Source organism: Paraburkholderia sp. Cy-641 (assembly GCF_011752945.1).
Taxonomy (GTDB): Bacteria; Pseudomonadota; Gammaproteobacteria; order Burkholderiales; family Burkholderiaceae; genus Paraburkholderia.
Genome location: NZ_VWWM01000004.1, coordinates 105,874 through 125,411 on the forward strand (window position 1 = coordinate 105,874; position 19,538 = coordinate 125,411).

Below are 19,538 nucleotides of genomic sequence, written 5' to 3' on the forward strand. Positions count from 1 at the left end.
GGTTGAATGTAGGGTTCGATGTAGAGTGCCCCAGCCCTACCCAGGGGCCGGCCGCGGCGCGGCCAACCCCTTTCCTCACCCCGCCTGCTCCACCGGCGTCAACGTCAGCTCCACCCGCTGCGCGCCGCGCAGCACGGTCACGCTGACTGGCCTGTCGATACGCGAAGCGTCGAGCGTACGTTGCAGGCTATCCACATCCTGCACCGGCTGTGAGTCGATCGCGACAATCGTATCGTCGGTGCGCAAGCCGCCGAGCGCGGCCGGGCTGCCCTTGACGATTTCCATTACATGCACGCCGCTTTGCGCGCTAAGCCCGAAATAGCGCTGCATACGTCGCGACAGCGGCATCGTCGTGCCGGCCACGCCGATATACGCGCGCCGTACGCGGCCATAAGCAAAGATCTGCATGATGACCCATTTGGCGGTATCGATTGCCGTTGCAAAGCAGATTGCCTGCGCGCCGGGGATGATCGCCGTATTGACGCCGATAACCTGGCCCGCCGAATTGATAAGCGGGCCGCCCGAATTGCCGGGATTGAGCGCGGCGTCGGTCTGGATCACGTCGTAGATCATGCGGCCGGAATTCGAGCGCAGCGAACGGCCCAGTGCCGAGACCACGCCGGTCGTGACGGTCTGCTGAAGGCCGAGCGGATTGCCGACCGCAATCGCAATCTGCCCGACGCGCAGCTTCGACGATTCGCCAAGCTCGACATGCGGCAGCGGCTCCGGCGAACCGATGCGCAGCACGGCGAGATCGCTGCCGGGGTCGTCGCCGACCAGATCGGCGTCGAATTTCGCGCCGTCGGCGAGTGTCACCTGAATATGCGTCGCGCCATGCACGACATGGCTATTGGTCAGCAGATAGCCGTCCGGCGTAAATAAAAAACCCGAGCCGGTGCCGCCGCGCGCGCCGCGGCCGTGCCCGGACGGCTCGCCCGGCAGGCGGCGTTCGACGGCGATAAAGGCGACCGCCTGCTGGACGTGCTCGAGCGCGCCGATCACGGTGCGCGAATAGGCGTCGAGCAGGGCAGTGTCGTCGCTAAGCGGTTCGGTGGATTGGGGCCCGGGGGCGTCGGATGCGGCGCTCGACAGGTCATCGATAAAGCGGGGGCGGCTTCCCATGGCGATGCTCCGGATAGGCGGGCACAAAGATGCGGGGCGCGCCGAGGATTTTTCAAGGGCGCGCGCATGGGGATGGGACGGCGGCGTGTGAGACACTTGCCGCATGCCGGCGGTTGGGTGCGGGCTCGCGAATTCGAAGTTGATTCGAGGTTAAGTGGGGCGTGCTGGACCGATATCGATAGTGTGGTCTCCATGCCTATGCCGCTGCGCTTTATCGATAAAAAGGAGACGCTTTATGCCCGCAACTGCTTCCTCGTTATCGTCGCAAACCGCTTCTTCCGAACCGCGGATCGAATCGCTGAGTGCGATTACGCTGGCCACCGGCGATATGCGGCGCGCCGTGCCGTTCTACGAAGCGCTCGGTTTTCCGCTTAAATTCGGCGGCCCGCAGGAGACGTTTACATCGTTCGCATTCGGCGGGACCTATCTGAATCTGATTGCCGATGCTCGCGCGCCGGTCAACTGGTGGGGGCGCGTGATTATCTATGTATCGGATGTCGACGCGCTCTATCGCAAAGTACTCGCGGCGGGATTGCAGCCATCGTTCGCGCCATCCGACGCGCCTTGGGGCGAGCGCTATTTTCATCTCACCGATCCGGATGGCCACGAACTGAGTTTCGCCCGGCCGCTAGGCTAGTGGCGGCGTTTGCGATTAGGCTGGCGACTCCATCCAGCCGCTGATCCGGCTATCGGATCGGCGGCCGAATTTGCCGCCGGGAACCGCGCAAAACTCGCTATCCTCGCTATCATGAGTCGCACCGATGCATCGGCAATCTTACGATGCGGTAACAAGGATGACACCTTCTACTCCGATAATCGAGCAACTGCGTCCGCGCCGCGCTTGCCGCTGCGCGCCAATCCATTTCTGTTGCGAGGAGAGCCGCAATGAAAGAGCTTGACCCGAGATCCGAAGCCGAAGTCATGGCGGAGCGGCAACGCCGTTTCGAAGAGGACCTCATCGATGCCTATGACGAAGAGCTCGAAATGGAAGTCGATGACCGCATTATCGACGGCCCGGACAGCTTTACGCCCGAGCATCGCGAGGCGCGCAAGCAGTACTTCCGCGAGCTATTCCGCCTGCAGGGCGAACTGGTCAAGCTACAGGACTGGATCGTGCAGACCGGCCATCGGGTCGTCGTGATCTTCGAGGGGCGCGACGCGGCCGGCAAGGGCGGTGCGATCAAGCGCATTACGCAGCGGCTTAATCCGCGCGTCTGCCGCGTCGCTGCGCTGCCCGCGCCGAATAACCGCGAGCGCACGCAATGGTATTTCCAGCGCTATGTCTCGCATCTGCCCGCGGGCGGCGAGATGGTGCTGTTCGACCGTAGCTGGTACAACCGCGCGGGTGTCGAGCGCGTGATGAATTTCTGCACCGATGATGAGTACGAAGAATTTTTCCGCTCGGTGCCGGAGTTCGAAAAGATGCTTGTGCGCAGCGGCGTGCAGATTATCAAGTACTGGTTTTCGATTACCGACGAAGAGCAGGAAATCCGCTTCCAGAACCGTATTCACGATCCGCTCAAGCAATGGAAGCTGAGTCCGATGGACCTGGAAAGCCGGCGTCGCTGGGAAGCGTATACGCAGGCCAAGGAAGTAATGCTGCAACGCTCGCATATTCCCGAGGCGCCGTGGTGGGTCGTGCAGGCCGTCGACAAGAAGCGCGCGCGCCTGAACTGTATTCAGCATCTGCTGAGCCAGGTGCCGTATCACGAGATCGAGCATGCTCAGATCGATTTGCCGTCGCGCGTCTATCACGAAGACTATAGCCGTCAGCCGGTGCCGCAGACGATGATCGTGCCCGAGGTGTATTGAGGCGCGATTGGCGGTATCAAATAGCAGGGCAAAAAAAAGCGCGGTACGTTTTCTACGTACCGCGTTTTTTTATTGGCGAGGCCGGCGGTTACATCAACCGCCGGCCTGGACACTCAAGCTTAGAACACCGTCCGGAACAGCCAGTACAGACCCGCGGCGAGCGCGATCGAAGCGGGCAGCGTCAGCACCCACGCAAGGATCAGGCTGCGCACCGTGCTCCATTGCAGACCCGAGCCATTGGCCGCCATCGCGCCGGCCACGCCGGACGAGAGCACATGGGTCGTCGAAACCGGCAGGCCGTATACGTCGGCGGCGCCGATCGTCACCATTGCCACGACTTCGGCCGCCGCGCCCTGGCCATAGGTCAGATGCTGCTTGCCGATCTTTTCGCCGACCGTCACGACGATGCGCTTCCAGCCAACCATCGTGCCGAGCCCCAGCGCGATCGCGACCGCCACCTTGACCCATGTCGGAATGAACTTGGTGGCGTGATCGATCTGCGTTCTGAAGTTGCCGATCACCTTCGCATGCTCCGGCGCGAACTGCGGCTGGTTGGCCTTCTGCATCAGGCGGATCGCTTCGGACGTGACATACATATTGTTGCGCACGTTATCGACAATACCTTGCGGCACCGCGGCCATCGAGCCCGATGAGCCGACCTGGCTGCCGATCTGCGCGGTCAGCTGTTGCAGCGCGGGCAGCGTGGCCGGCGTCAGATGGCGTGTGCGTACGAACTCTTCGACATCGGCACGCGGATTCGCGGAGGGCGCCGCGCCCTGCGTATAGTTCGCGAGCGTCGTCGCGGTTTGCTGCGCGACGGCGACGAAATTCTGCGTCTGCTCGGCGGTGACCGCCTTGTTTAGCGCATAGGCGGTCGGCACCGTGCCGATTAGGATCAGCATGATGAGGCCCATGCCTTTCTGGCCGTCGTTCGAGCCGTGTGCGAACGACACGCCCGTGCAGGTCAGAATCAGCAGACAGCGAATCCAGAACGGCGGCGGCTCCTTGCCCTTCGGCTCGGCATAGAGCGCCGGCACGCGCACGACCGCTTTCAGGATCAGTAGCAGCAGGCCAGCGAGCAGAAAGCCCACGATCGGCGAAAACAGCAGCGACTTGCCGACGCCGAGCGCCTGGTTCCAGTCGACGCCGCTCGTGCCGCTCGCACCGTGCATCATCTGATTCATCAGGCCCACGCCGATGATCGAGCCGATCAGCGTATGCGAGCTCGACGACGGCAACCCGAAATACCAGGTGCCGAGATTCCAGATGATCGCGGCGATCAGCAGTGCGAACACCATCGCAAAGCCCGCGCTGCTGCCGACCTGCAGGATCAATTCGACCGGCAGCAGTTGCAGGATGCCGAATGCGACCGCACCGCTCGACGTCAGCACGCCGAGAAAATTCCACGCGCCGGACCAGACGACCGCGAGGTTCGGTGTCAGCGAGTGGGTATAGATCACGGTGGCGACCGCGTTGGCCGTATCGTGAAAGCCGTTGACGAACTCGAAGCCGAGCGCGATCAGCAGTGCGATAGCGAGCAGCAGATACGGCAGGAACGAGCTTTCGCGAACGGGTTGCAGATCGTCGAGCAGATTGACGGCGCAATAGATGACGCCGGCGCCGAGCAGGGCGAGAAAGATAAACAGGCCGAAATTGCGCCCTTTGCCGCTAGCAGCGCCTGGTTGCGGATACGAGAGTTCCGGCATGACATGAGCCCCAAAAAGTGAGTCGCAGAGTTTTCGATGCTGCTTTCTTTACATGTCGTAATAATGACAATTGCGTGACGGCACTACAGGGTCTGCTTAACGAAGGCGTGGCAGTCGCTACGTGGCGGTGCGCCGCGCCGGAAAAGGGGTTTTCCCGCATGGCGGACGCAAGCGCACGGATGTCCGAAGCGAACCGGGCCGGCGGCCCGTTACGACGTGCTGGTGCTGCGTTGACCGGAGAAGCCCGCGTGTGGAGCGAAACCCTCGTGGTTTGCGGCTCGTGGTGCGCGGTGATGATGGCGTGCTGCGCGGCTCGACGATTGCGCCGCCCGCGTATAGATCAAGATAGACGCTCGCGACACGCGGCGCCATCGTGCTGCAAGGAAGAGTGTACGGGTATGGATGCGCGTGGGAAATATTTGCGGGCGTTTTTATGCGTATCGAGGGTATCGAATGGGTTGCATACCCGCTGAGTCCCCTTTTTGCTACCCTCGAAGTAACGTCGTGTTGCGGGGGAGTGTCGATGAAGCAAGACAGCGGGACAACCAGCCAACTGGCGCAGGACGCTTCGGCGCAGCAGGCATTTGCATCCTATGCCAGGCCGCTGATCGGCGAGGCGATCGAACTTGTCGAGGCGGTGCATCAGGACCCGTCGCCCGAAGCGCTGCACGAGCTGCGCGTATCGTTGCGGCGCTTGCGCTCATTGTGGTGGGCCTTCGCGCCGTTGCTCGACGAGGGCGAGAATGCACGCCAGCGCGCGGTCTATCAGTTTCTTGCGAGCGCGGCCGGCAAGACGCGCGACTGGGACATCCTGATCGAATTGCTCGCGCGGCACAGCGGCGTGCGGGAACTGATACCCAGGCTCGAGGAAGCACGCGGCGAAACGCTTGCGGTTAGCCGCCAAACGCTTCTGAATGCGGACGTCAAGCATCTGCTGCGCGATGCATTCACGCGCACGACGGCGGAACTGAATACCGCGCACGCACCGCGTATTGCGCTGCGTCAATTTGCGTTCAAGCGCGTCAGCGCATCGAAGCGGTCGATGAAAAAGCGCGTCAAACGCGCAAGCCGCGCAAAGCGCTCCGATTACGCGGCTTTTCACGACGTCAGGAAAGCGGGCAAGAAACTGCGCTATCTGTTCGAGTTTTTCGGGCCGGTTCTGAAGGGCGGCCAGAAGCGCACGCTCAAGCGTTTAAAGCGCATCCAGAAATGCTTCGGCGAGCTGAACGACACGGTCGCAAGCGAGGCGCTGTTGCGCGACAATGCCGCATTGCTGGCCGGCGCCGGCGATTTCGACGGCGCGCTGCAGTGGCTCGATAAGGAGCGCAAGCGCCATTTGCGCGTGGTGGCCGGATTGCTGCGCTGATCGCACGCGCTTACGCAGTGCGATGCAGTGCGACGCAGTTCGGCTCGCCGACGCCGCGCGGGCCTGCCAGATTCGAAGCATGACCGGGGTGTAGGCCGCGGCGCAACGACGCCGCGGCGGAATCGTCCGCGAAAGGAGAGTTGATGAGCGTGGCATGGCGGACGCTGCTGTGGCGGTTGCATACGATGTTTCATCTCGGCAGGGCCGCCATGACGCGCTACCTCGGCAACCGGCCATGGCTCGCCGGCGTGGCGGGCACGCTGGTCGCCACGCTCATGGCGGTGCTGACGCTATTGACGCTCGACGCGGGCCGCACCGAAACGCTCGATCATGCGCGGCAGACCTCGCGCAATCTCGTCTCGATCATTTCCGCCGATCTCGCGCGCAACGTCGAAATCTACGACCTGTCGCTGCAATCGATGGTGGACGGCGCGCGCAATCCGGTTATCTCGGCATTGCCCGTCAAGGTGCGGCGCTCGCTGCTGTTCGAGCGCGCGACCACCGCGCCCTATCTCGGCGGCGCCTATCTGATCGGCGCCAATGGCGCAGTCATGGTCGCGCAATACGACGACGCCCACCCCGCGGTTCGTCTCGACGACCGCGATTATTTTCAGGCGCAGCAGCGCAATCCGGCGGCCGGCCTGTTTTTCTCGCATCCTTACCGCTCGCGGCTGCGCGACAACAAACTGTCGATTGCGCTGACGCGGCGCATCAACGACGAGCAGGGCGGCTTTGCCGGTATCGCGCTGATCGCGATTCGCATCGAGTATTTCCAGCATCTGATCGATCGCGTCGATCCCGGCAAACAGGGCTCGGTGTTTATCGCGATGAGCGACGGCACGCTGCTTGCGCGCAAGCCGTTTGTCGCGCGCGATATCGGTGCGAGCATCGCGAAGTCGCTCTCCTTTCAGACGATGGCGACGCACGACGCCGGGACCTATCTGTCGGTCGCGGCCGTCGACGGCGTGCGCCGCATCTATAGCTACGCGCATGTACCGGGCACGCCGCTGATCGCGGTGGTGGCGCCCGCCGTCGACGACGTGCTCGAGCCGTGGCGGCACCGCACCGAGATTGCCGTTGCGCTGACGTTCGTATTCGGCGGCGTCTTCGTTTTCGTGTCGTGGCTGCTGGCGTTTGCATTGCGCGACAAGCAGCGCGCGCAGGCCGCGCTGGTGCGGCTTGCCGCGACCGATCCGCTGACGCGGCTCAGCAATCGCCGCGTGCTCGACAAACGGCTCGACGAAGGATGGGGACGCGCGCGGCGCGAGCAGCAGCCGTTGTCGGTGCTGTTTGTCGATATCGATCACTTCAAGCGCTTCAACGATACCTATGGTCATGCGAGCGGCGACGAAACGCTGATCGCGGTGGCCCGTTGCATCTCGTCGGTTGCGCGGCGCCCAGCCGATCTGGTCGCACGCTATGGCGGCGAGGAGTTCGTGGTGCTGCTGCCGGACACGACGGCGCAGGGCGCCTTCGAGGTTGCCGAGCAGATTCGCCGCAAGGTGGCAAGCCTGGCGATCGAGCGCGGGCACGATACGCCGCTTGCAGTGACGGTGAGCGTCGGTTGCGCGAGCGCGATGCCCGCGCATGGCGGCAGCGCGCTCGAATTGCTGGCTACCGCCGATCAGCAGTTGTATATCGCCAAGGAGCAGGGACGCAATCGCACGAGATCGGCGCAATGGGACGAGTGCGCGGCGACGCAGGGGACGTAGGTATCGGTGCTTTGTGCGGCAAGGCATGTGGCGCAAAGCAAAGCGCATGCGGGGCTGAAGCGGCGCCGGTGCGGCCCTTGTGTCGTTGTGGCCGTGCCGCGTGGCTTCGCGATTGCCGCCGTGCGGCACGGTGCGCCTCGATGCGCTTGAAGCCGCTTCAATCCGCTTGAGCCTGTGTGAGCCTGCTTGAGCCCGCCTGACCTTGCTTTACCCCCGCCTGACTCCGCTTCAACTTGCCCTGACGCGGCTTACACGCGGCGCGCTGCGTGGCGCGAAACCGCGCAGCGTGATCGCATCCTGCGTGTCGCCGCGCGAGCGCGGCATCTTCGTGGCCGCCGCAATCTGTCCATCCTTATGCGCCGGCAAGCCGACCGGAAAGCCGCGCCGCTGCCATGCGTCGAGCCCGCCGCGTAGCGCTCGAATCCGCGTATAGCCGTTGCTGCGCATCCGTTGCGAGACGTCGAGCGCGGTCGCGCTGTCCGGGCAGATGCAGTAGATCACCATGTCGTGCGCACGCAGCGCACCGTCGAGCTGCTCGGGCGAATGCGGATCGAGCGCGAGCGCGCCGGGGATGCCGTGCGTCGAGTCGAGCAGCGGCGCGCCGGGCCGGGCATCGAAGACTTGCGACGGCGCCATGCGGCGCCAGCCGCGCGCGATTTTCGGCGCGGGCCGCGCGGGTTGCATGGATGACTGCAGCGAGGCTTGCACCGAGGCTGCGCGCGCGAGCCGCCGCCCCCGGTCGCGCGCATACAGGCGATACAGCAGATACGCGAGCGCCGCGGCGAGCAGGAGATCGGCGAGCGTGCCGCCGCGCGATTCGACGAATGCGCGCAGCATATGCAGCTCTCTTTGGACCGCCGCGCCGCCCAGCAGCCAGAACGTCGCCCAGCCGAGCGCGCTCATGACATCCCAGAGCGCGTAGATGCGGGCATCGACGGCGGTCGTGCCCATCAGCGGCGGGGTGATGAGGCCGAGCCCCGGTACGAACTTCGAGATCGACACGAGCGGCACGCCATAGTGCTCGAAGAGCGAGCGCGCCATGTCGAGCCGCGTATCGACGGCCGGCGACAGACGGCCGAGCGCTGCCAGCAGCTTGCGGCCATAGAGACGGCCCGCGGCGAACCAGGCGCCGTCGCCGAGCACTGCGCCGAGCACGGCCGCGCCGAGCACCGGCCAGAACGACAACGTGCCGGCGGCGATCGCCGAGCCCGCGAACAGCAGCACCGGGACCGCGGGAATCGGCATGCCGAGGCGCGTCAGCAAGACATTGGCGAATACGATTGCGCCGCCCCAGGTGGAAATCGCCGACGACGGAAGCTCTACCAATTGAGGCGCTCCTGTTCCTGCGGTTGGGCCGATGCTGCCGGGGCGGCTGGCCCTGGCCGGCTTCACTTGACCGGCTTCAGCGGCCAGCTTCGGTGGTCAGCGTCAGGGGCCGCGACGGCCCGCAAGGCAAGGCTCGGGCGTTCGGAAGAAGTCTCGAGCCCTGATCCCGCTCACGTATTCGGCACCGCCATTCCGCCGGGGCTGCCGACGATCGACAGAAACTCGCGGCGCGTCGACGGATCGGTGCGGAACGTGCCGAGCATGCGCGAGGTGACCATCGTGACGCCGGCCTTATGCACGCCGCGCGTCGACATGCACTGGTGCGCGGCTTCGAGAATCACGCCGACGCCGGCCGGTTGCAGCACGTCGTTCAGCGTATCGGCGATCTGCACGGTCATCTTTTCCTGGATCTGCAGACGCTTCGCGAATGCATCGACGAGCCGCGCGAGCTTCGAGATGCCCACCACGCGATGCTGCGGCAGATAGGCGACGTGCGCGCGGCCGATGATCGGCACCATATGGTGCTCGCAATAGCTTTCGAAGCGGATGTCCTTCAGCACGATCATTTCGTCGTAGCCGTCCACTTCGGAGAAGGTGCGGGCGAGGATTTCGCGCGGATCGGTCTGGTAGCCCGCGAAGAACTCCTCGTACGAGCGGACCACGCGCGCGGGCGTGTCGAGCAGCCCTTCGCGGCGCGGATCGTCGCCGGCCCAGCGCAACAGCACGCGCACGGCGGCTTCAGCTTCGTCGCGGCTCGGGCGGGGCTCGGCCGCTGCGGTTTTGGTCTTTTTTGCCTTGCTGCTGGTCATGCGTCGTTCCTCCTGGATCGCGCGGCGACGCTGCGCGTGGCGCGCGGGGTCAGTCACTGCGGCCATTGTTCCATGTTTGCGCGCAAAGGTGTCGAAGTTCCCGGCGGCGGTCAGGGCGCGCGAGGGAACCGCGTCGATTGCCGCGCGCCCGCGTGCGAAGCGGCACGCTTACTTCGGCCATTCGTCCATCGCGTCGTTGAAGAGCTCGGAGACCACGCCGCGCAGCCACGTGCCGCGCGGATCGTTATGAAACTTGCGATGCCAGTGCTGCCGCAGATCGAAGCGCGGCAACGGCAGCGGCGGTTCGACCAGCATGATCGACGCATGCTCGGAGACATAGGCGAAGCCGATCGCGTGCGGCACCGTCGCGAGCAGGTCGGTGCGCGCGAGGATAAACGGCAGGCTCATGAAGTGCGGCGTTTCGAGCACCGCGCGGCGGTTGATGCGCTTTTTCGCCAGATACTGTTCGAGCACTTCCTGGCTGCGTCCCTCGGAGCGCACGACCGCGTGGCCCGAGGCCACGTACTGCTGGAGCGTGAGCGGCGCCTTCGCGAGCGGATGGCCGCTGCGCATCAGGCAGATGAAGCGGTGCGTGAAAAGCCGCTGCTGGAAAAAGTTATTGCCCGCGAGGTCCGGGAAATATCCGACCGCCAGATCGACGTCGCCCGATTCGAGCCCGCGCTCCACCTGCGACGGCGACAGCGTGACCGAGCGCAGATTCGCGGACGGTGCGCGCTCGGCGAACAGTTGCAGAAGCCGCGGCAGAAACACGATCTCACCGACGTCGGACAGCGCGATCGAAAACGTATGGGTGCTGGTGGCCGGCTCGAAGTCCTGCACGTCGAGCATGCCTTTCTCGATGCGCAGGAGCGCGTCGCGCGCGGCGGGCAGGATCGCGAGCGCGCGCGGCGTCGGCTCCATGCCTTTGGAGGTGCGCACGAAGAGCGGATCGTCGAAGTATTCGCGCAGCCGGCCGAGCGCGGTGCTGACGCGCGGCTGGCTCACGCCGAGCTGCTCGGCGGCGCGGCTCACGTTGCGCGTGTCTTCCATCGCGACGAGGTAGGGGATCAGGTTCAGATCCAGCGGTGTCTCGGACATGCTCGGCTCGTTATCGGCTTGCGGGGCGGGCGGTCGGGCGGGCACGGGTGCGGCCCGGGTGTGGCCCGTTTGTGCCTATTCCGTATCGCTATAAAGGGTAGTTGAAAAATCGCCCGTAAGCATACTGGGAATAGCCGTCGGCGGTTTTTTCGCGCGCCGCGAAGCGCGCGTTGTCACGTGCCGCGACCTATGATGAAGGGGATTTCCCTGCCTTGACAATGCGGCCCAAGGGCAACCATAATCGCCGAATCGTTCGCTAAACGAATCACTGTTCACACAACGAACAAATCGACGGTGAACGAACCGAAGGCGCCAGCCCGCTCCCAACGTCGCGAGCCGTCGCCAGCATGCCCGGAGACTGTTCCGCGCGAGCCTTGCCGGTTACGGCGGTACGCTCGGCGGCACGTAGCGCCCCCAAAGGAAATTCGACATGATCAACAAGATTTTCGAGTCACTGCAGTCGGCGGTCGCCGATGTCCACGACGGCGCGACCGTCATGATCGGCGGCTTCGGCACGGCAGGGATGCCGTCGGAGCTGATCGACGCGCTTATCGAGCAAGGCGCGCGCGACCTGACCATCGTCAACAACAACGCCGGTAACGGCGACATCGGCCTCGCCGCGCTGCTGAAGACCAAGCGCGTGCGCAAGATCGTCTGCTCGTTCCCGCGCCAGAGCGATTCGTATGTGTTCGATGCGCTCTATCGCTCCGGCGAAATCGAACTCGAACTCGTGCCGCAAGGCAATCTCGCCGAGCGCATCCGCGCGGCGGGCGCCGGCATCGGCGGCTTTTTCACGCCGACCGCGTACGGCACCAAGCTCGCCGAAGGCAAGGAAACGCGCCTGATCGACGGCCGCCACTATGTGCTCGAAGCGCCGCTGCATGCGGACTTCGCGCTGATCAAGGCGTACAAGGGCGACCGCTGGGGCAACCTGATCTATCGCAAGACCGCGCGCAACTTCGGCCCGATCATGGCGAGCGCGGCGAAAACCGCGATCGTGCAGGTCTCGCAAGTCGTGCCGCTCGGCGGCCTCGACCCGGAAGAAATCGTCACGCCGGGCATTTTCGTGCAACGCGTGATCGAAGTGCCGCAAGCGGTGCATGCCCCGACGCCCAATCCTCACGACGCTGCTGCCTGATTCGGAGACCGACATGAAGAAACTGACCCGCGATGAAATGGCCAAGCGCGTTGCCCAGGATATTCCTGAAGGCGCTTACGTGAACCTCGGCATCGGCGTGCCGACGCTGGTGGCGAACCACCTCGCCACCGACAAGGAAATCTTCCTGCACAGCGAAAACGGTCTGCTCGGCATGGGCCCGGCACCGGCGAAGGGCGAGGAAGACGACGAACTGATCAACGCCGGCAAGCAGCACGTTACGCTGCTGACGGGCGGCGCCTATTTCCACCACGCCGATTCGTTCGCGATGATGCGCGGCGGCCATCTCGACTTCTGCGTGCTCGGCGCGTTCCAGGTGTCGGCGAAGGGCGACCTCGCGAACTGGCACACCGGCGCACCCGACGCGATTCCGGCTGTCGGCGGCGCGATGGACCTCGCGATCGGCGCGAAGCAGGTCTACGTGATGATGGAGCACCTGACCAAGCAGGGCGAAAGCAAGATTGCCGCCGAGTGCTCGTACCCGGTTACCGGTGTCGGCTGCGTGACCCGTATCTATACGGACCTCGCGATGATCGACGTGGCGAAGGAAGGCCTCGTGGTGCGCGAGATCTTCTCGGATATCGGCTTCGACGAGCTGGTGAAGCTGACCGGCGTGCCGATGACCGACGGCACGCAGTCCGCGCGCGCGGCCTGATGGCTGGCTGAGTGGTGCGACAGGGCCGGCGCCGATGGAGCAAACGCTTCGTTGGCGCCGGCCCGGCAATTTCGGCGCCATGCCCGCCGCGTTTGGCGCAAAATACACGGCGACGCGCAATCGTGCGAACCGGCGTGTCAGGCCACCTGATGCGGCCCTGCGCCGGGCGAGCGTGAGCGCGAAGCACGACATGACGTGCGCAGCCGGAGATTGCGACCGCGGCAACCGCGGCAAGCGCGCCGGCTCGCGTCAACGTTGAGCCGTTGCGCGCCACGCTCATTCTTCATCCCCGATTCCCTCGAACCCGACGTCACCATGCTCGACTCCAGCGCCCGTCTGACTGGCCTTCTTTGCGGCACGCAGCCGATGAACGACATCTGGGCGCCGCGTGCCACGCTGCAACGGATGCTCGACGTCGAAGCCGCGCTCGCGCGCGCTTCGGCCGCCCATCATGTCATTCCCCACACCGCCGCGCCCGCGATCGAGGCGGCCTGCCAGGCCGACCAGCTCGACGCCGACGCGCTCGCGCGCGATGCCGCGCTCGGCGGCAATCTCGCGATTCCGCTCGTCAAGCAACTGACCGCGCGCGTCAAGGCCGCCGATGCCGAAGCCGGCAAATACGTGCACTGGGGCGCGACGAGCCAGGACATTATCGATACGGCGACGGTGCTGCAACTGCGCGACACGTTCGATCTGCTCGACAGCGGTTTGCAAGCCACCTGCGACGCGGTCGCGACACTCGCGGCCACCCATCGCGCGACGCCGATGATCGGCCGCACATGGCTGCAACAGGCGCTGCCGATCACGCTCGGCCTCAAGTTCGCGCAATGGCTCGACGCGCTGCTGCGTCATCGCGAGCGGCTCGATGCATTGCGCGAGCGCGTGCTCGTGCTGCAATTCGGCGGCGCGGCCGGCACGCTCGCGAGTCTGCGCGAGGCGGCGCCGCAGGTTACGCAAGCGCTCGCGAAGGAACTCGGCCTTGCCGTACCGACCTTGCCGTGGCATACGCAGCGCGATCGCATCGCCGAAACGGCAGCGCTGTTCGGCATGCTGATCGGCACGCTCGGCAAGATCGCACGCGATATCTCGCTACAGATGCAGACCGAAATCGACGAGCTTGCAGAACCGGCCGCGGCCGGCAAGGGTGGTTCGTCGACCATGCCGCACAAGCGCAACCCGGTCGGCTGCGCGGCCGTGCTGACCGCCGCGACGCGCGCGCCGGGACTCGTCTCGACCGTGTTCGCGGGCATGGTGCAGGAGCACGAACGCGCGCTCGGCGGCTGGCAGGCCGAATGGGACGCGCTGCCGGACCTCGCGCGCCTCGCGGGCGGCGCGCTCGCGAATATCGAGCAGATCGCCGCCGGCCTGAATGTGAACGTGACGCGTCTCGCCGCGAATCTCGACGTCACGCACGGCCTGATTCTCGGCGAAGCGGTCATGCTCGCGCTCGGCGATTCGATCGGCCGGCTCGACGCGCACCATCTGGTCGAGCGCGCCTCGAAGGCGGCGATCCGCGACGGCAAGACGCTGTACGAGGTGCTGTCCGCCGACGCGGACGTCACCGCCCATCTTTCGGCCGAGCGCCTGCAAGCGCTGCTCGACCCCGCTCAATACGTCGGCCAGGCGCACGCATATGTGGACGCGGCGCTGGCGCTTCATTCCACGCGCGCGCAGCGCGCCCATTCCAAGGAGTAACCGGCATGCCCTACGCCGCAGTCAACGGCACCGAGCTTCACTACCGCATCGACGGCGACCGTCACGGCCACGCGCCGTGGATCGTGCTGTCGAATTCGCTCGGCAGCGATCTGTCCATGTGGACGCCGCAGGTCGCGGCGTTGTCGAAGCATTTCCGCGTGCTGCGCTACGACACGCGCGGCCACGGCCATTCGGAAGCGCCGAAGGGGCCGTACACGATCGAGCAACTGACCGGTGACGTGATCGGCCTGATGGATACGCTGAAGATCGCGCGCGCGCATTTCTGCGGCGTGTCGATGGGCGGCCTGACCGGCGTCGGTCTTGCCGCGCGTCACGGCGACCGCTTCGAGCGCGTCGTGCTGTGCAACACGGCCGCGCGCATCGGCTCGCCGGAAGTGTGGGTGCCGCGCGCCGCGAAGGCCCGCAACGAAGGCATGCTCGCGCTGGCCGACGCGGTGCTGCCGCGCTGGTTTACGGCTGACTTTATCGAGCGTGAGCCGATCGTGCTGGCGATGATCCGCGACGTGTTCGTGCATACCGACAAGGAAGGCTATGCATCGAACTGCGACGCGATCGACGCGACCGACCTGCGCCCCGAAGCGCCCGGCATCAGGCTGCCGGCGCTCGTCATCAGCGGCACGCACGACGTTGCCGCGACGCCCGCGCAAGGCCGCGAACTGGCCCAGGCGATTCCGGGCGCGCGCTATGTCGAACTCGACGCCTCGCATATTTCCAACATCGAGAAGGCCGACGCTTTCACGAAGACCGTACTCGACTTCCTGACGGAGACGAAATGAACGACGAAGACCGCTACGAAGCCGGAATAGGCGTGCGCCGCGCAGTGCTCGGCAATGCGCACGTCGACCGCTCGCTTGCGAATCGCACCGAGCTGACCGAAGAATTCCAGAACTTTATCTCGCGCTATGCATGGGGCGAGATCTGGACGCGCGATGGCCTGCCGCGTCATACGCGCAGCCTGCTGACCATTGCGATGATGGTCGCGCTGAACCGCAACGAAGAACTCGCGCTGCATCTGCGCGCCGCGAAGAACAACGGCGTGACGCGCGAGCAGATCAAGGAAGTGCTGATGCAGAGCGCGATCTATTGCGGCGTGCCGGCGGCCAATTCGGCGTTCCATCTCGCCGACAAGCTGTTCCGCGAAGACGATGCCGCGGCGGCGGCAGCAAAGCCTTAAGCGCATCGCAAGCCGCATCGCAATCTTCTGCTGATTGAAGATGAAGAACGCGTGCCGGGATGTTTTCCGGCGCGCGTTTTTTTATGCACGGCGGCGCCACTGCGGCGCGCCTACCTGGCGTTGCCGCATCCAGCAGGTTCCGCGACCCCACGCAACGAGTATTGGCCCGCCGCCACACACTGCACGCCCGTTCGCTTCGGCGTAGATTTTGTGTGGGTTGTGATGCGGGATGATTCACTGGTAGTGTCCTGCCTTTGACGCGGGCGCATGGTGCCGCACGCGCTGCAACGCCCGCCGATCGTGTCGACGCGCCCGCCGCTCGCACGCCTTTCGGCTGGCCGCCGAGGGTCGCAATGCTTTCGAATCTGCTGGTACAACTGGTCAACGGACTTGCCGACGCCTCGACGCTGTTTCTCGTTGCCGCCGGCCTGTCGCTGATCTTCGGCGTAACGCGCATCGTCAACTTTGCGCATGGCTCGTTCTATATGATCGGGATTTACGTCGCGTACAGCATCGCGAGCCGCTTCGGCCATACGGTGGCGGGCTTCTGGCTGTCGGTGCTGGCTGCCGCGCTGGCGGTCGCGGTGCTCGGCGCGCTCGTCGAAATCGTGGTGCTGCGGCGTATCTATCAGGCACCCGAGTTATTCCATCTGCTCGCGACATTCGCGCTCGTGCTGATCTTTCGCGATGCCGCGCTCTGGCTGTGGGGCCCCGACGATCTATTCGGCCCGCGCGCGCCGCATCTCGCGGGCGCGGTCGATTTTCTCGGCCATCCGCTGCCGACCTACGATATCGCGCTGATCGTCATCGGTCCGCTGGTGCTGCTGCTGCTCTGGTATGCGTTGACGCGCACGCGCTGGGGCACGCTCGTGCGCGCCGCGACGCAGGACCGCGAGATGCTCGGCGCGCTCGGCATCAACCAGGCGTGGCTGTTTACCGGCGTGTTTTTCGTCGGCGCGTTTCTCGCTGGGCTTGGCGGCGCGCTGCAAGGGCCGCGCATGTCGGCGAACCTGTCGCTCGATCTCGAGACGATCGGCAATGCGTTCGTGGTCGTCGTGGTCGGCGGCATGGGTTCGATTCCGGGGGCGTTTATCGCGGCGCTGCTGATCGCCGAGATCAAGGCGCTATGTATCGGCATCGGCCATGTGACGCTGTTCGGCATCGGCTTGTCGCTGAGCCGTTTTACGCTCGTCGCGGAGTTTGTCGTGATGGCGGTCGTGCTTGTCGTGCGGCCGTGGGGACTGCTCGGCCGCGCGAGCGTCGCGGTGCGCGGCATGGGCGCGCCGGAAGCGCCGCTGCGTCCCGCGAGCAGGCGCGTGAAGTGGCTCGCCGCGCTCGTGCTGCTGGTTCTCGCGCTCGCGCCGCTCGCGGCCGGGGCGTTTCCGTATATGCCGGTGCTGCTCGTCGAAATCCTGATCGCGGTGCTGTTCGCGGCGAGCCTGCATTTCATCATGGGGCCGGGCGGCATGCATTCATTCGGCCATGCTGCGTATTTCGGGCTCGGCGCATACGGCGCCGCGCTGTTTCTCAAGGTGCTCGATCTGCCGATGGAAGCCGCGCTGCTGCTCGGCCCGCTGCTTGCTGTGCTTGGCGCGCTTGTATTCGGCTGGTTCTGCGTGCGCCTCTCGGGCGTCTATCTCGCGATGCTCACGCTCGCGTTCGCGCAGATCGTCTGGTCCGTCGTATTCCAGTGGGACGACGTAACGGGCGGCAGCAATGGCGTGCTCGGCTTATGGCCGTCGAACTGGCTGGCGTCGCCGCTTGCCTACTATTACCTGACGCTCGTTTGTGCCGCGCTCGGTGTGTGGCTGTTGCGCCGCATGCTGTTTTCGCCGCTCGGCTATGCGATGCGCGCGTCGCGCGATTCCGTGCTGCGCGCCGAGGCGATCGGCATCGATGCCAGGCGCGTGCAGTGGGCCGCGTTCGTGATCGCGGCGCTGTTCTGCGGGCTCGCCGGTTCGCTGTATGCGTTCTCGAAGGGCACTATTTCGCCGGACGTCATCAGCGTGAGCCGTTCGGTCGACGGTCTCGTGATGGTGCTGCTCGGCGGCCTGCAAACGCTGAGCGGGCCGCTCGTCGGCGCGGCCGTATTCACCTGGTTGCAGGATACGGTCGCGCGGCAGACCGACTATTGGCAGGCGCTGCTCGGCCTCGCGATCCTGCTGCTCGTGATCGCGTTTCCGCAGGGCATGGTCGGCTTCGTTCGCGAGCGTTTCGGCGATGCGAGCCTCGATCATGCCGATGAAAACAGCGGCGGCACGTCGCCCGCGCAGCGCACCGAAGCGGTCAAGGAGGGCCTATGAGTCTGCTGCGCGTGAGCGGCCTGTCGAAATCGTTCGGCGGCGTCAAGGCCGTCGACGACGTTTCCTTCGCTCTCGAAGCCGGTCAGCTGCTGGCGCTGCTCGGGCCCAATGGCGCGGGCAAATCGACCTGCTTCAATATGGTCAACGGACAGTTGCCGCCGTCGTCGGGCTCGATTCTTCTCGACGGTCACGAACTGGTCGGCATGCGTCCGCGCGATATCTGGCGGCTTGGCGTGGGCCGCACGTTCCAGATTGCCGCCACGTTCAATTCGATGACCGTGCTCGAAAACGTGCAGATGGCGCTCGTGTCGCGCGAGAAAAAGACCTTCGGTATATGGAAGCCGGCGCGCTCGCGTTATGCCGACGAAGCGTTCGCGCTGCTCGAACAGGTCGGCATGGCCGGGCACGCGAGCCGCGCATGCGGCGTGCTCGCGTATGGCGACGTGAAGCGCGTCGAACTCGCGATCGCGCTCGCGAACCGTCCGAAGCTGCTGCTGATGGACGAACCGACGGCCGGCATGGCGCCGCAGGAGCGCCACGAATTGATGGCGCTGACCAAACGGCTCGTCATCGAAAACGGGATCGGTGTGCTGTTTACCGAGCACAGCATGGACGTGGTGTTTGCCTACGCCGATCGCATGATCGTGCTCGCGCGCGGCAAGCTGATCGCCGAGGGCGATGCGCAGACGATCCGCAACGATGCGCGCGTGCAGGAAGTCTATTTCGGCACCGGCAAGACGTTCCGCCCGCAGGCACCGTTGCTTCACGCGGCAGGTGGCGCGAACGGCCACGGTCGAGACGAAGGGGCACGGCAATGAGCGAACCGATGCTGAAGGTGGCCGGCCTCAACGCGTTCTATGGCCGCGCGCATATCCTGTTCGACGTTGATCTCGAAGTCGGCCGCGGCGAAGTCGTCGCGCTGCTCGGCCGCAACGGCGCGGGTAAATCGACGACGATGAAAGCGATCATGGGGTTGCTGCCGCGCTGTCGCGGCGAAGTGACGTTTCGCGGCCAGAATATCGGCGCGCTGCCGCCGCACCGGATCGCGCGCATGGGCGTCGGCTTCGTGCCCGATGACCGCCGCCTATTCGCCGATCTGAGCGTGATGGAAAACCTCGATACGGGCCGCCAGCCGCCGCGCGAAGGCGCGCCGCAATGGACGCCGGACAAGCTGTTTCGCCTCTTTCCGAATCTCGGCGAAATGCCGAAGCGCCCGGGCGGACAGATGAGCGGCGGCGAGCAGCAGATGCTCACGGTGTCGCGCACGCTGATGGGCAATCCTTACCTGGTGTTGCTCGACGAACCGTCCGAAGGCGTCGCGCCCGTGATCGTCGAGCAGATGGCGAACATGATTCTCGAACTGAAGCGCGAGGGACTCTCTATTCTGTTATCCGAACAGAATCTGCATTTCGCCGAACTGGTCAGCGATCGCGCGTACGTGCTTGAAAAAGGGCAGATTCGTTTCGGCGGCACACTCGGCGAGCTTGCGCAAAACGATGCCGTCAGGCGCGCATATCTAAGCGTATGAATGCGCGTATGAAGCGATACGGTACGATGCCCGCTTGTTGCGGCAAGTATCGCCT

Annotated in this window: 17 protein-coding genes; 12 read left to right on the forward strand and 5 right to left on the reverse strand. The window is 65.0% G+C overall.

The window, feature by feature from the left end; genetic code table 11:
- Positions 1-75 precede the first annotated feature (75 nt).
- Positions 76-1,122, reverse strand: coding sequence for a trypsin-like peptidase domain-containing protein (locus F3J20_RS03535; protein ID WP_167281939.1), 1,047 nt, complete (start codon positions 1,120-1,122; stop codon positions 76-78).
- Positions 1,123-1,357: 235 nt separating this feature from the next.
- On the opposite strand from F3J20_RS03535, the gene F3J20_RS03540 reads away from it, so the two are divergent.
- Complete coding sequence (locus F3J20_RS03540) at positions 1,358-1,759, forward strand: VOC family protein (RefSeq protein ID WP_167281941.1); 402 nt, start codon at positions 1,358-1,360, stop codon at positions 1,757-1,759.
- A gap of 248 nt (positions 1,760-2,007) precedes the next feature.
- Positions 2,008-2,934 carry a polyphosphate kinase 2 gene (gene ppk2 / locus F3J20_RS03545; RefSeq protein WP_167281943.1) on the forward strand — a complete coding sequence of 309 codons (927 nt, stop codon included), beginning with the start codon at positions 2,008-2,010 and terminating at the stop codon, positions 2,932-2,934.
- Positions 2,935-3,053: 119 nt separating this feature from the next.
- Here ppk2 and F3J20_RS03550 read toward each other — a convergent pair whose 3' ends face one another.
- Entirely contained in the window at positions 3,054-4,640 is a 1,587-nt protein-coding gene (locus F3J20_RS03550; RefSeq protein WP_167044660.1) for an inorganic phosphate transporter, read from the reverse strand.
- Positions 4,641-5,163: 523 nt separating this feature from the next.
- Here F3J20_RS03550 and F3J20_RS03555 point away from each other — a divergent pair.
- Together F3J20_RS03555 and F3J20_RS03560 are read left to right on the forward strand one after the other, a co-directional pair.
- Positions 5,164-6,006, forward strand: a complete 843-nt coding sequence (locus F3J20_RS03555) for a CHAD domain-containing protein (protein WP_167281945.1) — start codon at positions 5,164-5,166, stop codon at positions 6,004-6,006.
- 143 nt (positions 6,007-6,149) lie between these two features.
- Entirely contained in the window at positions 6,150-7,718 is a 1,569-nt protein-coding gene (locus tag F3J20_RS03560; protein ID WP_240162692.1) for a GGDEF domain-containing protein, read from the forward strand.
- Positions 7,719-7,946: 228 nt separating this feature from the next.
- Here F3J20_RS03560 and F3J20_RS03565 read toward each other — a convergent pair whose 3' ends face one another.
- The 3 genes from F3J20_RS03565 to F3J20_RS03575 all read right to left on the reverse strand — a co-directional run bounded on the left by F3J20_RS03565 (position 7,947) and on the right by F3J20_RS03575 (position 10,951).
- A complete protein-coding gene (locus tag F3J20_RS03565) occupies positions 7,947-9,044 on the reverse strand; it encodes a VTT domain-containing protein (protein WP_167281947.1) in 1,098 nt (365 codons plus the stop codon).
- 170 nt (positions 9,045-9,214) lie between these two features.
- Positions 9,215-9,853, reverse strand: coding sequence for a GTP cyclohydrolase I FolE (gene folE / locus F3J20_RS03570; RefSeq protein WP_167281949.1), 639 nt, complete (start codon positions 9,851-9,853; stop codon positions 9,215-9,217).
- 168 nt (positions 9,854-10,021) lie between these two features.
- Positions 10,022-10,951, reverse strand: a complete 930-nt coding sequence (locus F3J20_RS03575; RefSeq protein WP_167281952.1) for a LysR family transcriptional regulator — start codon at positions 10,949-10,951, stop codon at positions 10,022-10,024.
- A 430-nt stretch (positions 10,952-11,381) separates the two neighbouring features.
- On the opposite strand from F3J20_RS03575, the gene F3J20_RS03580 reads away from it, so the two are divergent.
- The 8 genes from F3J20_RS03580 to F3J20_RS03615 all read left to right on the forward strand — a co-directional run bounded on the left by F3J20_RS03580 (position 11,382) and on the right by F3J20_RS03615 (position 19,483).
- Positions 11,382-12,089, forward strand: coding sequence for a 3-oxoacid CoA-transferase subunit A (locus tag F3J20_RS03580; protein ID WP_167044644.1), 708 nt, complete (start codon positions 11,382-11,384; stop codon positions 12,087-12,089).
- A 13-nt stretch (positions 12,090-12,102) separates the two neighbouring features.
- Positions 12,103-12,762: a 3-oxoacid CoA-transferase subunit B gene (locus F3J20_RS03585; RefSeq protein ID WP_167044641.1), complete on the forward strand. Its 660-nt coding sequence runs from the start codon at positions 12,103-12,105 to the stop codon at positions 12,760-12,762.
- Between the two features lie 315 nt (positions 12,763-13,077).
- The gene (locus F3J20_RS03590) at positions 13,078-14,457 is read left to right on the forward strand and encodes a 3-carboxy-cis,cis-muconate cycloisomerase (RefSeq protein ID WP_167281954.1); all 1,380 of its coding nucleotides are present in this window, start codon (positions 13,078-13,080) and stop codon (positions 14,455-14,457) included.
- Positions 14,458-14,462: 5 nt separating this feature from the next.
- Complete coding sequence (gene pcaD, locus F3J20_RS03595; RefSeq protein ID WP_167281956.1) at positions 14,463-15,254, forward strand: 3-oxoadipate enol-lactonase; 792 nt, start codon at positions 14,463-14,465, stop codon at positions 15,252-15,254.
- Positions 15,251-15,652, forward strand: a complete 402-nt coding sequence (pcaC, locus tag F3J20_RS03600; protein ID WP_167281958.1) for a 4-carboxymuconolactone decarboxylase — start codon at positions 15,251-15,253, stop codon at positions 15,650-15,652. The genes pcaD and pcaC overlap by 4 nt, the downstream gene beginning before the upstream one ends.
- Positions 15,653-16,005: 353 nt before the next feature.
- Complete coding sequence (locus tag F3J20_RS03605) at positions 16,006-17,955, forward strand: ABC transporter permease (protein ID WP_167281959.1); 1,950 nt, start codon at positions 16,006-16,008, stop codon at positions 17,953-17,955.
- On the forward strand, positions 17,952-18,773 hold the full coding sequence (locus F3J20_RS03610) for an ABC transporter ATP-binding protein (protein ID WP_167281961.1): 822 nt from the start codon (positions 17,952-17,954) through the stop codon (positions 18,771-18,773). The genes F3J20_RS03605 and F3J20_RS03610 overlap by 4 nt, the downstream gene beginning before the upstream one ends.
- On the forward strand, positions 18,770-19,483 hold the full coding sequence (locus F3J20_RS03615; protein ID WP_167281963.1) for an ABC transporter ATP-binding protein: 714 nt from the start codon (positions 18,770-18,772) through the stop codon (positions 19,481-19,483). The genes F3J20_RS03610 and F3J20_RS03615 overlap by 4 nt, the downstream gene beginning before the upstream one ends.
- Positions 19,484-19,538 lie beyond the last annotated feature (55 nt).

Excerpts from the sequence above, each read along its gene's own strand:
- F3J20_RS03535 (WP_167281939.1), bottom strand. The coding sequence starts at position 1,122 with ATGGGAAGCCGCCCCCGCTTTATCGATGACCTGTCGAGCGCCGCATCC.
- F3J20_RS03540 (WP_167281941.1), top strand. The coding sequence starts at position 1,358 with ATGCCCGCAACTGCTTCCTCGTTATCGTCGCAAACCGCTTCTTCCGAA.
- ppk2 (WP_167281943.1), top strand. The coding sequence starts at position 2,008 with ATGAAAGAGCTTGACCCGAGATCCGAAGCCGAAGTCATGGCGGAGCGG.
- F3J20_RS03550 (WP_167044660.1), bottom strand. The coding sequence starts at position 4,640 with ATGCCGGAACTCTCGTATCCGCAACCAGGCGCTGCTAGCGGCAAAGGG.
- F3J20_RS03555 (WP_167281945.1), top strand. The coding sequence starts at position 5,164 with ATGAAGCAAGACAGCGGGACAACCAGCCAACTGGCGCAGGACGCTTCG.
- F3J20_RS03560 (WP_240162692.1), top strand. The coding sequence starts at position 6,150 with ATGAGCGTGGCATGGCGGACGCTGCTGTGGCGGTTGCATACGATGTTT.
- folE (WP_167281949.1), bottom strand. The coding sequence starts at position 9,853 with ATGACCAGCAGCAAGGCAAAAAAGACCAAAACCGCAGCGGCCGAGCCC.
- F3J20_RS03575 (WP_167281952.1), bottom strand. The coding sequence starts at position 10,951 with ATGTCCGAGACACCGCTGGATCTGAACCTGATCCCCTACCTCGTCGCG.
- F3J20_RS03580 (WP_167044644.1), top strand. The coding sequence starts at position 11,382 with ATGATCAACAAGATTTTCGAGTCACTGCAGTCGGCGGTCGCCGATGTC.
- F3J20_RS03585 (WP_167044641.1), top strand. The coding sequence starts at position 12,103 with ATGAAGAAACTGACCCGCGATGAAATGGCCAAGCGCGTTGCCCAGGAT.
- F3J20_RS03590 (WP_167281954.1), top strand. The coding sequence starts at position 13,078 with ATGCTCGACTCCAGCGCCCGTCTGACTGGCCTTCTTTGCGGCACGCAG.
- pcaD (WP_167281956.1), top strand. The coding sequence starts at position 14,463 with ATGCCCTACGCCGCAGTCAACGGCACCGAGCTTCACTACCGCATCGAC.
- pcaC (WP_167281958.1), top strand. The coding sequence starts at position 15,251 with ATGAACGACGAAGACCGCTACGAAGCCGGAATAGGCGTGCGCCGCGCA.
- F3J20_RS03605 (WP_167281959.1), top strand. The coding sequence starts at position 16,006 with ATGCTTTCGAATCTGCTGGTACAACTGGTCAACGGACTTGCCGACGCC.
- F3J20_RS03610 (WP_167281961.1), top strand. The coding sequence starts at position 17,952 with ATGAGTCTGCTGCGCGTGAGCGGCCTGTCGAAATCGTTCGGCGGCGTC.
- F3J20_RS03615 (WP_167281963.1), top strand. The coding sequence starts at position 18,770 with ATGAGCGAACCGATGCTGAAGGTGGCCGGCCTCAACGCGTTCTATGGC.